The following is a 12,738-nucleotide window of genomic DNA, read 5'->3' as shown; positions in this document are numbered from 1 at the left end:
CCCCCTTCCAAATTGGAAGGGGGTTTCTATTTCTATTATTTTGCTTCCAGGTCCTCAATAGAATCTGCATCTACATAGCTAGGTACTACTAAGCCAGTTTTCGCACCTTCCAAGTTAGGTCCTAGATCAACAACTTGGTCTTTGTATTGCTCATACAATTCACCGTGCGTAGTCGGCAGCCAAGCTGCTACCATGGCATCAGCTTCTCCGTTAGCAATTGACTGCCACATTACTGCATTATCAAGAGGAGTAATTGCCGTGTTGTATCCTAGGTCGTCCAGTACAACTTTCATCACATTCGTAGAAGCAACTTCTGAATCCCACTCTACATATGCAAGGCTGACTTCCTGACCGCTACCTTCTTCGGCTCCTTCCGTCCATTCAGCTACTTGATCAGCATGTCCATCAACCCAATTTCGGGCAGCTTCTGCTGGGTCTGCACCTTCACTTACTTCCAGCATAACTTCTCCCATATCGTCTGTAGACCAGTTAAATTGATCAAGAACTGTGTTAGCACCCGGTACATCGTCAGCAAACCCCTGGCGAGTCATTGTGTTGATGGTTTCTTCACTTCCGAATGAACCCTTCGGATCTTCCAGGTACTTCAGATCATATTTACTGAACATCCAATGCGGTGTCCAGCCAGTGATGATGATTGGCTCTTCATCCTTGATAGCCTCACCTAAAGTTGTAGCCATTGCACCGCTGGAGGATGGCTGCAATGTCCATCCATTCAGCTGGTCATAATCTTCAATTGCTCTTTCTGTTGCACTCATAACACCGGCTCCAGCCTCAATTCCAGTAATTGTGTAATCTACTTGTTCACTGAAGCTGTCTGAACTAGAACTGTCATTACCGCATCCTGCTGCTACTAATGTCAACGCTAGTCCTGCTGCTGCACCTAATGTTTTCCACTTTTTCATGTAATCGAACTCCCCTTTTCCTTTAGTTATTGAAAGCCTGTTTCAGGCTATATCACTTATTTGGATCTATCTTTATAGATGTTTTGTGTAAAACGGTCGATGATGATTGCAAGTACTACGATGCTTAGTCCCGCTACGAAACCAGGACCAACTTGTGCTCGTTGCAAGGAAGATAGTACTTCACGGCCAAGACCCGGTGCACCGATCATGGATGCGATTACAACCATGGAAAGTGCCAGCATGACTGTTTGGTTGATACCTGCCATGATAGTGTACTTCGCCATCGGCAATTCCACTTTGAATAGCTTCTGCGGTCCAGTTGAACCGAAGGCATCTGCTGCTTCGACCAGCTCCTCAGAAACTTGGCGGATACCAAGGTTTGTGAAACGGACAGTTGGCGGTGTTGCAAAGATCAAGGAAGCAAAGATACCTGGAACCACCCCGATGCTGAAGAAAGCAACTGCCGGAATCAAGTAAACGAAGGCAGGCATTGTCTGCATGAAGTCAAGAATCGGTGTGATAATTGTTTGTGCGATTTTACTTTTGGACATCAAGATACCAATCGGAATACCGATGATAATACATAAAATACTGGAGGTCAGTACAAGTGTGAATGTATCGATCAGCTGATCCCACAAACCTTGATTCCAAATGAACAATAAACCGACAATACTGAATACTGCCAATCCAAATTTTCTACCTGTCATGAAAAAGGCTAATATTGCAACTAGCAAGATGAAAATGACAGGAGGGATAGCATCGAGACCTGATGTAATTACATCCATCAAATCGCCTAGTCCATCTTTAATTGGATCGAACAAGAAAGCGAATGTATCTGTTAGCCAACTAACAAAATTAGCTGTCCAATCTGAAACTGGTATAGCCTCTACGTTTTCCATGAAATTAAGCATTTTCGTTCACCTCACCCTCACCAGCAAGTGCGCCGATAACTGCACCTCTGACGATAATTCCTAATAGCTTACCGTTTTCCGTAACAGCTAATGGAACCGGCGAATCATGGATGACAGCGAACAAGTCATGCAGCGGCGTATCCTTCTCTACTGTCGGCACATCCCGCTGGATAATTTCTGATAAATTTTTCACTTCGTTCTTTCTGGCTTCATTCGCTGCATCGGCAGTAACAATACCTTGCAATACCCGTTTGCTATCAACAACCAAGATACTGGAAAGACCAGCTTCTCGCATGCGTTCCAATGCTACTCGAGGACCATGTTTTTCTATGTTGACAGTTTCTGGCCTTTTCATGATCTGCTGAGCAGTAAGTACTTTTGCACGATCCACATCCTCGACGAACTTCTCGACATAACTATTGGCCGGACTCATGAGGATTTCCTCAGGTGTACCGATCTGGACGATGTTGCCGTCTTTCATCAATGCGATGCGGTCACCGATACGAAGCGCTTCGTCCAAGTCATGTGTGATAAATAATATTGTTTTTTTCATCGTTTCCTGCAGATCTAATAATTCATCCTGCATATCTTTCCGGATAAGCGGGTCCAGAGCTGAGAAAGCTTCATCCATCAGCATCACTTCTGGATCGTTTGCTAGCGCCCGTGCCAGCCCGACACGCTGCTGCATCCCGCCGGACAATTGACCTGGATATTGATCAAGATAGCTTCCCAGACCAACAAGCTCCAAGGATGATTTCGCTTTCTCGCTTCTCTCTTGTTTGCTCAATCCTTGCACTTCAAGTCCATATTCGGCATTCTGCAAAATCGTTCTATTCGGGAATAATCCGAATCGCTGGAATACCATACTCAGCTTTTGTCGACGTACTCGGCGAAGCTCCTTCTTATCCATCTTTGCTAAGTTTTCCCCATCAATGTAAACATCGCCTGTTGTAGGTTCGATCAGACGGTTAATTAAACGGACTAATGTGGATTTACCACTACCTGAGAGACCCATTATAACGAAGATCTCACCTGCTTCTACTTCGAATGAAGCACGATTGACACCAACTGTGCTTCCTGTTTCTTTTAGAATCTCTTCTTTCGTCTTACCGGCTTCTGCTGATTGCAATGCCGCCTTTATGTTTTTCCCAAACACCTTGGAGAGATTTTCTACTTTAATAATCGGCACAGTATTCACCTCTTTTTTCTGTAACATGATTGTCATCATTAAGATAACTTTCTGTAACAATGACCCGACTTAATTTATGTTATACAAAAAGTTCATACAATACAAACTCTATAAAAGGTTATATCTGTCCATAAAGTTCGTACAGTATATACTGTACAAATCTTAACAGTACATTTCCTCCTTTTTACTCCTTAATGCTCCTAAATACTATGTAAAGCAGTAGTTCCTTTAACAAATCATTTCATGTAAGCTTGATACAACTGTTATAGGTAAGAGGAGGTAAAGACTATAGTGAATGAGAGGATTTCATCATACGAGGCGCTTATAATGGAACTAACGAGAACAGGTGAGATGTTTCATTTATCCTCAACTGAAGCTCGGCTGCTAGCAGTGTTATATATTGAGAACCGTTCACTTACCTTGGATCAAATGGCAAAGTTAATCGGAAAAAGTAAAACAGCTGTAAACATAGCTATCCGTAATTTATCTCACTTGGAGCTCGTTGATCGAGTGTGGGTTAAAGGCTCAAGAAAGGATTATTATACGAATGTCGAGCCTTTATATAAAAAGCTTATGACACTCCAAGTCAAACAATGGCATACGCAGACAAACCGGCAGTTCGAGGCTATGGAGCAATTAAAACAGACCATCCCCAATGATGATCCGGATTCGAAGCATATACAGGAAAAACTCTCCAGCAGTCTTCAGTTCCATCGAGAAGCAGCTGCTTTACTCCAAAAAATAACCGCTATCAGCTCGAGCTAATAGCGGGTTTCTTTCCATTCAAATATCACTTTATCTTATTCGGTATTTAACTCATAAGAAAAACCCCTTCCTAAAGGAAGAGGTTTTTCTTAGTTATCTTTAGGATTTAGATCTTCGATAGAATCTGCATCTACATAGCTAGGTACGACCAAACCGGTTCTTGCACCTTCCAAGCTGGCACCGAGATCAACGACTTGGTCTTTATATTGTTCATATAAATCTCCGTGAGTCGTCGGCAGCCACGCTGATGCTGTTGCATCTGCTTCGCCTTGCACGACAGCTTGCCACATGATGGCATTATCAAGCGGTGTGATTTCTGTTTTATAACCAAGGTCATCAAGAACAACTTTCAAGACATTTGTAGAAGCCACTTCGGAATCCCATTCTACATAAACAAGACTTACTTCCTGTCCATTACCTTCCTCAGCGTCTTTTGTCCATTCCGATACTTTATCTGCATGCTTATCAACCCATTTTCGGGCTGCTTCCGCTGGTTCTGCTCCTTTATTAACCTCGAGCATAACTTCTTCCATATCCTTTACACTCCAGTTAAACTGATCAAGTACTTTATTTGCGCCAGGTACATCATCTGCAAAACCTTGACGTGTAAGCGTATGGAGTGATTCAGCTTCGCCATAAGAGCCTTTGGGGTCATCCAGATACTTAAGATCATATTTAGCAAACATCCAGTGAGGGGTCCAGCCTGTGATAACAACCGGCTTTTTATCCTCGATAGCATCTTCCAGTGCAATGGTCATTACACCGCTTGAAGATGGCATAATTGTCCAGCCATCAAGCTGATAATCATCAATGGCATTTTCCGTTGCTTTCATGACACCAGCACCAGCTTCAATACCAACAATTGTATAATCCACTTGTTCGCTTAAGCTGTCTGAGCTGGAAGTGTCATTGCCGCAGCCTGCTGCTACAAGTGTCATTGCCAAACCAATGGCAACTCCAAATGGTTTCCACTTCTTCATGTAAACGAACTCCCTTTTCCTCACTAATAAATGAAAAAGCCCGCTATAGGCTTTTCATTTATCTAGATTTATTTCTATAGATGTTCTGTGTAAAACGGTCAATTATGATTGCCAATACAAAGATACAAAGTCCGGCTACGAAACCAGGACCTACTTGCGCGCGCTGTAAAGCAGATAATACTTCTCGTCCAAGGCCAGGAGCACCAATCATAGATGCAATTACGACCATAGACAGAGCAAGCATTACTGTTTGGTTAACACCAGCCATGATTGTGTATTTTGCCATTGGCAGTTCCACTTTAAATAGCTTCTGCGGTCCCGTTGATCCGAAAGCATCTGCCGCTTCAACAAGTTCATCGGATACTTGACGAATACCAAGATTCGTAAAACGAACAGTCGGCGGAGTTGCAAAGATAAGAGAAGCAAATATACCTGGTACAACACCAATACTAAAGAACGCTACTGCCGGAATCAGATAGACAAAGGCAGGCATCGTTTGCATAAAGTCTAAAATAGGTGTGATGATTGTTTCTGCAATTTTACTTTTCGCCATAAGAATACCGATCGGGATACCAATAATGATACAAAGGATACTTGCTGTCAGCACAAGCGTAAACGTTTCAATCAGCTGATTCCAAAGATCCTGGTTCCAGATAAATAGTAAACCGATGATGCTGAATATCGCCAACCCTAATTTCTTCCCTGTCATGAAAAAGGCCAAGATAGCTACTAACAAAATAAAAATGATAGGAGGTATGGCAACCAAGCCATTTGTAATAACGCTCATAAAACTGCCCAGACCTTCCTTGATCGGATCGAACAAGAAAGCGAATGTGTCTGTCAGCCAGTCGACGAAATTAGTCATCCATTCTCCAACTGGTATTGTTTTTATATTCTCCATGAAATTAAGCATGTTCATTCACCTCACCCTCACCAGCAAGCGCACCGATAACTGCACCTCTGACGATAATTCCTAATAACTTTCCGTTTTCCGTTACTGACAATGGAACCGGTGAATCATGGATGACTGCGAACAAATCATGAAGCGACGTATCTTTCTCTACTGTCGGCACATCACGCTGAATGATTTCTGATAAGTTTTTCACTTCATTCTTTCTAGCTTCATTCGCTGCATCAGCAGTAAGGATTCCTTGTAGCATACGCTTACTGTCAACAACAAAGATACTAGACAGACCAGCTTCCCGCATCCGCTCAAGTGCAACACGAGGACCATGCTTATCAATATTAACGGTTTCTGGACGTTTCATGATTTGGTGGGCAGTAAGTACTTTCGCCCGATCGACGTCCTCAACGAACTTCTCAACAAATTTATTTGCTGGATTCATTAGAATTTCCTCTGGCGTACCGATCTGAACGATATGCCCGTCCTTCATCAAGGCTATACGATCTCCAATGCGTAGTGCTTCGTCTAAATCATGCGTGATGAAGAGGATGGTCTTCTTCATTGTTTCCTGCAAATCCAACAATTCATCCTGCATATCTTTCCGGATGAGCGGATCAAGAGCTGAAAAAGCTTCATCCATCAGCATAACTTCGGGATCATTTGCCAATGCACGTGCTAGTCCAACACGTTGCTGCATCCCGCCGGATAATTGATCTGGATATTGATCAAGATAGCTTCCCAAGCCTACAAGTTCCAAGGATTCTTTTGCTTTTTTAGTTCGTTCCTGTTTGCTGATTCCTTGAACTTCCAATCCGTATTCTGTATTCTGCAAAATCGTACGGTTCGGAAATAACCCGAATCGCTGAAATACCATGCTGAGTTTTTCACGACGTACACGGCGAAGTTCTTTTTTATCCATCTTCGCCAGATTTTCTCCATCAATATAAATGTTACCTGTCGTTGGCTCAATCAGACGGTTAATCAATCGGACCAAAGTGGATTTACCACTACCTGAAAGACCCATGATAACAAAGATTTCTCCTTCTTCTACTTCAAATGATGCACGATTGACACCAACTGTGCTTCCTGTTTCCTTTAGAATCTCTTCTTTTGCCTTACCGGCTTCTGCTAATTGCAGGGCAGCCTTTGTGTTTTTCCCAAACACCTTAGAGAGATTTTCTACTTTAATAATCGGCACAGTATTCACCTCTTTTTCACTAGTCTTCTGTAACTTATCCGTAATAATCAGGAATATTTTCCTATCCCGTTGTTTCGACCCTATTAATACTAAACATAATAAACAAACAAATCAAACGAAACGAATCGTTATATCTGAACGTATAGTACGTACAGAATATACTGTACAAAGTATAGGCTTGTTTTACTTCTATTTCCGCCAGAATACTTCAAAATACTGTGTTTCGAATTATTTTCGTTCCATATGGGTTCCTGTAATCTCGAAAAAAAATAGCTAAATGTAAGCACTGAAACTGATGGCAGAACTTTAATATAGAAGCACTTACTATAGAGCTGACGAGAACTGGCACGCTGTTCTGTCTTGCTGATAATTAGGCTGGGCTGGTGTCCATATTATATGTAGAAAATCGTTCAATCACTCTGAAGCAGATGGCAAATTTAATTGGAAAAGTAAATACCTCTGTTCATATAGTTATCCAGAATCTGTTCTAGCAAAGCTTCATCATAAAGAAGAAGACGACAAAAAAATAACCGCTATCAGCTCATGCTAATAGCGGTTTTTCATATCCAGTAAAATCAGTTCATCCACCAGACCTTTATATGTATCGTCCTGTTTTTCTTCACGAAGTGCCAGCAGTACATCCCAATAATATAGCTTCTCGGGCATCATACCAACGAATTCCAGCAGCAGCGACGTGTAATCGAGCAAGCCTTCTTCCTTCTGCTCCTTATATAAGCGGTTAAGCCGCTGGAGCATTTTCAGGACAGCAGCATACTCCTCCTCATTTATATTCCGTTCAATGAGGAGCTTACGGAAAGGGTATTTATCCAACACTCCAGTCTCTGCAATCAAATGCAGATGAAAAGACAGCGTACTCTTTTTTTCTTCCTCCATAAAAACGCTTCCTTTGCCTTTCAAACTGACCGTTTCATACAAACGGATCTTGTTCTTATATTTTAAAGTAAAATTTCCAGGAAAGCTATTGATTTTCCCGTTCAAACGTACTATTATCTCTTAAGTGAAGAAAGCTCACCCTATTTTTAAGTCAACAGAAGGGAGCCACCGGACATGAATTGCTGGAGAAGTGTCGATGCGAAGAAAGATCTCGGTACCAATAGGATATGCCTTATTTCCTCGATGATCGGAATCCTGACTTTCATTATTCTTTATCCAATGCTGACGCTAATCCATCCCAAAATGAAAATTGAAGAAACAGGTCTAATACTTGTATTAATTTCTCTATATTTACTTCCATTAATCCATGGAATCACTCATTTGATTCCTTTTTGGATAACAGGGAAGCGCTGTGAATACAAAATGCACTGGCTCGGACAATTCATTCCATACCTGCATTTCAAGGTTAGGAATGAAACAAGCCGTTTTATACCGTTCATCTCATTAATCATGCCAACTGTTTTGATTACTTTGCCCTTACTTGTAGCTGCGATTTTCATGGATACAATGCCCATTTATTGTATCCTTCTTGTCAGCGTGAATGCAGGCATGACCTTCTCAGATGGCTTCTATCTTTCCAATTTATTGCAAGCACCTCGAAAATGTGTCATTGCAGGGACAGATAAAAGCTACGATATTTTGGTTAAATGACGCTCCCTCCCGGAGCGTTTTTACATATGGAAAAACTGTGGAATTGCCTCCACAGGTTGCCTTTTACCCTTGAATATGTGATATATTGTCTTATGGGGAAACGGCGGGCAAGCCGCCAATCAAATATAAGTGGATTAGGAGTGTTTGTTTTCATGAAGAAACTAGCTATCGCTGCAGTATTCGCGACAAGCGTTGTCGCACTATCAGCATGTGGTTCCGGTGAGACAGTGGTAGAATCAAAAGCTGGAGATATTTCTAAAGAAGATTACTATCAGGAATTAAGTGACAAATACGGTTCTCAAGTATTGCAGACAATGGTTCTGGAAAAGGCCCTTGACGATAAATATGATGTGGACAAAGAGCAAATTGACGAACAGGTGGACACCCTGAAGGATCAGTATGGAGATACTTTCGAATCTGTCTTGCAGCAAGCCGGCTATGCAGATGAAGATGCTTTCCGTGAATCCGTGAAAACAAGCCTACTTCAGCAACAGGCGATTGCAGACGGTGTGGATGTTTCCGATGAAGAAATTCAAACTCGTTACGATCACATGAAAACTGATCTAAATGCAAGCCATATCCTAGTTGCCGATGAAGATACAGCGAAAGAAGTTAAAAAGAAGCTGGATGACGGAGAAGATTGGGACAAGCTTGTAGAAGAATATTCCACAGATACTGGTACAGTAGAAGCTAAAGGATCTCTAGATTGGTTCACTGCTGGTACAATGGACGCTGCGTTTGAAGATGCAGCTTACAAGCTGAAAAAAGGTGAAATCAGTGATCCAGTAGAATCCAGCTTTGGCTGGCACATTATCCGTTTGGATGACACTCGTGATACAGAACAGGAAGTTGGTTCCCTTGATGACGAACGTGATCAAATCAAGACAGAACTAGCTATCCAGAAAGTAGATTCAACTGAACAGCAAGAGAAAATCAACAAACTACTAAAAGATGCAGACTTTGATATCAAAATCGACGATTACAAAGATTTGATTGATGATATGACATCTACATCAACTACTTCCGGCTGATAATAGAGAAAGACCGAAACGAATTCGTTTCGGTCTTTTTCTTATTACTTTTTATCTGCACGTCTCGCTTTTTCTTCCTCGATACGCTCCATATATACATTTCCTTCTCGCTCGATGAATTGCTTCTCTGTTTGATAATCATGCCGCTGCGTCCGGAATGCCATGAAGCCGCTGCCAATCATGCAGAGGAAAACAAGCATGACCCACAATGGAATCTCCGGCATTGTAATACCCCCTTGTCCTTGTTGTGTAATATCTATGCTAGTGGACAAGGATTCATGACAGATATTATGATGCTACTCGCTGTTCTTTATGATAGCGTTTAAACATCATGTTATAAACGAAGGCACTCACAAGAGCCAACAAAGCCAGGATAGTGAATGTGAGCTGATAACTCATATAACTTACGAGCACAAGGCTGAGCGGTGCAAGAACCTTGCCTAGCGTGAAACGCAGACTAGCTGCTGAAAAGTATTGCCCACGGCTTTCTTCTGAAGCCAATGTCGCGACAAAGCTTTCCTGTAAGCCGACTACCATAAGCTCCCCGATTGTGAAAAGGATGATCGCAACTACAAAAATCCAGAAGCTTTCTGTCAACCCGTAGAGCCATATACCCGCAGCATAGGCAATGCTGGAAGCAACGAACACACGGGCAATACGGAATTTGGTGACAAACTTTGTTGTGAATACCGTAAATATAGCTACTAATAATCCATTTAAAGCCAGGATAATTGAAAACGCTTGTTTTCCATCCACTTCAATACGGAAATCACCGAGTGCAAAAACAGTTTGGTTGGTAATGACTTCGCTCGTATAAACAGCAATCAGTATATCCAGCTGCATGAACGTTTGCGCTACCAGCACGCCTGACACGATGAAAAGCAGGAAAGTCCGATCTTTAGCGATGATGCGATATGTCTGAAGTTCTTTCCAGACAGCTTTGTACCATGCTGCATGATCTGCTTTTTCCTGTTTCTTCTCCGGCACTGTTTCCCGAATGAAGACTTGCATGATAACAAATAGTATGGCAGTAAGCAGAAAGCCAGCCAGCAGCATTTGAAAACGGTACGAATAAAATAAAACGGTTCCGATTAACGGCCCTACCACTACAGCTATATTAAGACTTGTATAGAAGACAGCGAAAACAGAAGCCCGATCTTTCTCCTGAACTACATCGGCTACCATCGCATGTGATGCAGGCCAATACAATGCACTCCAAATACCTAGAAAGCTAAACGCAAGGAAAGTCAGGGCTGATGACGTCAGCCACGGTGAATTCGCGTATGCAAACACGAGGAAGGTGACGGATTGACCGGCAACCGCGATACTCATCATCCTTCTCCGGCCAAAACGGTCAGCACAATACCCTCCTACTAAGCTTGCCAGTACGGAAAGCACTTGGGATAACATAAGCAGCCATCCCGCTCTGTCTTTTCCGAAAGCGTCTTGGAAAAAGATAGTCATAAACGGGAAGTATGCCCAGAACAGGAAATTCATCATCGCTTCCCCAAGCAATCGGATCTTCAGATTACGATCCCAATCCTTCCATCTCATATAATTCCCTCTATTCTATTTTTCTCTATCTAATTCTTTCATTCCCGCTCAAAAGTAGGCTTATAGAAGCTGCGGTTCTCCAAGGAAAAGACGCGTTCTGAAAAATCTCCAGGCGCTACTTTATCCATGACACGCTGCAGCGTATTCATCTTCGCATCGATCATGTCAATCATATGCAGGAGCTCCGCTTCACGTACTAGCGGCGGCTTCGGACTGCCCCATTCCCCTTTACCATGGTGGCTTAAAATCATATGCTGCAAAATCATTACTTCTTCAGCTTCGATTTGCAATTCTCTGGCGGCCTGGGCAATTTCATCTGACATGATGGAAATGTGACCGAGCAGCTTCCCTTCCACTGTGTAGGTAGGACTCGTAGCACCGGAAAGCTCTCGTACTTTACCGATATCATGGAGAATGATTCCTGCATAAAGCAAATCCTTATTGATCTCCGGATAAAGATTTTTCAATTCTCGAGCAATCTGCAGCATTGATACGACGTGGAAGGCAAGCCCAGAAACAAACTCGTGATGATTACGTACTGCAGCCGGGTAAACAAGCAGCTGCTCCTGATAATTGGATAGAAAATACCGTGTAATCCGCTGCAAATTCGGATTTTCCATTTCAAAAATGAACGATGTCAATTCTTCCAATAGCTGTTCCTTTGAAAGCGGCGCCCGCTTAACGAAGTCATGCGCATGTACCCCATCATTCGGATCTGCCACCCGAATAGCTTGTATTTTAAGCTGCAGCCGACCGCGGAATGCGTTTACCTCACCTTGGACTTTAATTACTTGATCGGCATGATATCGCTGTTCATCCGCAGGTGATGCATCCCATAGCTTTGCCTCGATATCTCCAGTATCATCGCCTAATATCAATGTCATAAAAGCTTTCCCATTACTTGCAATAGCTTTGTCTGCTTGTTTAATCAACAGAAAGCTATCAAACTTATCTCCCACCTGGTAATACCCAATACCTTTTTTCAACGCTATTCTCCTCCCTCATAAATACAGCCCTTACTATGCTAGCAAGGGCATCATGCTCCAATGCCCTTTATCTTTTTGGCGGCTTTGGAACGTATTTGAATATTTCTCCTGATTCGACCACATGGATGAACTGTAGGAGCCACGTATAATAATCGCGAGCGTACTGAAGTCGGTCAATGTCTTTGTCGATTTTCTGGATCAAAACCGGATCGTCGACACTTTCCTTCAGTTGCTTAAGCTCCTCAATCGTCTCATCAGCTTCCTCTAAATTCGATTGGGTGCTTTTCTCCCATTTATTCCCGAAGATTGATGTAAACGATTTGTACCAGTCTTCCTCCGATTTATATAGATCCTTCCGCATACCTTTCTTGTATGCAGTTTCTACCATTTTCATATCGGCTAATGCTCTGACACCTGTGGACATACTCGTTTTACTCATTTCCAGAGCATCTCTCATATCATCCAATGTCATTGGTTGATCCGCAAAATAAAGCGCACCATATAGTCGGCCAACAGATGAGGTAATACCATACAAATTCATATTCTTGGCAATAACCTGTATGAATTTTTCTATCGATTCCTCGTATTTAGCCCAATTTTCTTCGTTACTCGGCACTGCCCGACCCTCCAGCTTACAATAATCCAATTTTTTTCTTAACTAGTTTACCATTATTGTTACCTTTTTGCGAATG

General features: G+C 42.4%; 14 protein-coding genes. 3 read left to right on the top strand and 11 right to left on the bottom strand.

All coding sequences use genetic code 11. The features are described 5' to 3' along the window. Positions 1-35 precede the first annotated feature (35 nt). From CHH58_RS00690 to CHH58_RS00680, 3 genes are read right to left on the bottom strand one after another with little or no spacing between them, the layout of a single operon-like run. Positions 36-923 carry a glycine betaine ABC transporter substrate-binding protein gene (locus tag CHH58_RS00690; protein ID WP_095229815.1) on the bottom strand — a complete coding sequence of 296 codons (888 nt, stop codon included), beginning with the start codon at positions 921-923 and terminating at the stop codon, positions 36-38. Between the two features lie 56 nt (positions 924-979). Further along, a complete protein-coding gene (locus CHH58_RS00685; protein WP_095261835.1) occupies positions 980-1,834 on the bottom strand; it encodes an ABC transporter permease in 855 nt (284 codons plus the stop codon). Then, the gene (locus CHH58_RS00680) at positions 1,827-3,023 is read right to left on the bottom strand and encodes a quaternary amine ABC transporter ATP-binding protein (protein ID WP_095230016.1); all 1,197 of its coding nucleotides are present in this window, start codon (positions 3,021-3,023) and stop codon (positions 1,827-1,829) included. The genes CHH58_RS00685 and CHH58_RS00680 overlap by 8 nt, the downstream gene beginning before the upstream one ends. Before the next feature lie 327 nt (positions 3,024-3,350). Between CHH58_RS00680 and CHH58_RS00675 the strand changes: the two genes are divergently transcribed. Then, positions 3,351-3,788 carry a GbsR/MarR family transcriptional regulator gene (locus tag CHH58_RS00675; protein WP_095233127.1) on the top strand — a complete coding sequence of 146 codons (438 nt, stop codon included), beginning with the start codon at positions 3,351-3,353 and terminating at the stop codon, positions 3,786-3,788. Between the two features lie 89 nt (positions 3,789-3,877). Here CHH58_RS00675 and CHH58_RS00670 read toward each other — a convergent pair whose 3' ends face one another. The 4 genes from CHH58_RS00670 to CHH58_RS00655 form a co-directional block, all read right to left on the bottom strand. After that, positions 3,878-4,768, bottom strand: coding sequence for a glycine betaine ABC transporter substrate-binding protein (locus tag CHH58_RS00670; RefSeq protein ID WP_095229809.1), 891 nt, complete (start codon positions 4,766-4,768; stop codon positions 3,878-3,880). A 58-nt stretch (positions 4,769-4,826) separates the two neighbouring features. Next, on the bottom strand, positions 4,827-5,681 hold the full coding sequence (locus CHH58_RS00665; RefSeq protein WP_095229807.1) for an ABC transporter permease: 855 nt from the start codon (positions 5,679-5,681) through the stop codon (positions 4,827-4,829). Next, on the bottom strand, positions 5,674-6,870 hold the full coding sequence (locus tag CHH58_RS00660) for a quaternary amine ABC transporter ATP-binding protein (RefSeq protein WP_095229805.1): 1,197 nt from the start codon (positions 6,868-6,870) through the stop codon (positions 5,674-5,676). Before CHH58_RS00660 ends, CHH58_RS00665 begins: the two co-directional genes overlap by 8 nt. A 546-nt stretch (positions 6,871-7,416) precedes the next feature. Next, complete coding sequence (locus tag CHH58_RS00655) at positions 7,417-7,764, bottom strand: DUF1878 family protein (RefSeq protein ID WP_038565632.1); 348 nt, start codon at positions 7,762-7,764, stop codon at positions 7,417-7,419. Between the two features lie 174 nt (positions 7,765-7,938). Between CHH58_RS00655 and CHH58_RS00650 the strand changes: the two genes are divergently transcribed. After that, the gene (locus tag CHH58_RS00650; RefSeq protein ID WP_095229803.1) at positions 7,939-8,475 is read left to right on the top strand and encodes a DUF3267 domain-containing protein; all 537 of its coding nucleotides are present in this window, start codon (positions 7,939-7,941) and stop codon (positions 8,473-8,475) included. A 152-nt stretch (positions 8,476-8,627) separates the two neighbouring features. Continuing rightward, positions 8,628-9,506 (top strand): peptidylprolyl isomerase, encoded by an 879-nt coding sequence (locus CHH58_RS00645; protein WP_095229801.1) that lies wholly within the window; start codon positions 8,628-8,630, stop codon positions 9,504-9,506. Between the two features lie 44 nt (positions 9,507-9,550). On the opposite strand, the gene CHH58_RS00640 is transcribed toward CHH58_RS00645, so the two are convergent. The 4 genes from CHH58_RS00640 to CHH58_RS00625 form a co-directional block, all read right to left on the bottom strand. Further along, on the bottom strand, positions 9,551-9,730 hold the full coding sequence (locus CHH58_RS00640; protein ID WP_095229799.1) for a sporulation YhaL family protein: 180 nt from the start codon (positions 9,728-9,730) through the stop codon (positions 9,551-9,553). Between the two features lie 64 nt (positions 9,731-9,794). After that, complete coding sequence (locus CHH58_RS00635) at positions 9,795-11,060, bottom strand: MDR family MFS transporter (protein WP_095233130.1); 1,266 nt, start codon at positions 11,058-11,060, stop codon at positions 9,795-9,797. A gap of 38 nt (positions 11,061-11,098) precedes the next feature. Then, on the bottom strand, positions 11,099-12,046 hold the full coding sequence (yhaM, locus tag CHH58_RS00630; protein WP_095261834.1) for a 3'-5' exoribonuclease YhaM: 948 nt from the start codon (positions 12,044-12,046) through the stop codon (positions 11,099-11,101). 67 nt (positions 12,047-12,113) lie between these two features. After that, positions 12,114-12,662 (bottom strand): GbsR/MarR family transcriptional regulator, encoded by a 549-nt coding sequence (locus CHH58_RS00625; RefSeq protein ID WP_095229793.1) that lies wholly within the window; start codon positions 12,660-12,662, stop codon positions 12,114-12,116. Positions 12,663-12,738 lie beyond the last annotated feature (76 nt).

This window comes from Terribacillus saccharophilus (assembly GCF_002272745.1).
GTDB lineage: Bacteria > Bacillota > Bacilli > Bacillales > Amphibacillaceae > Terribacillus > Terribacillus saccharophilus_B.
The sequence above is the reverse complement of the archived record's forward strand: the minus strand, read 5'-3'. Positions and strand labels throughout refer to the sequence as shown.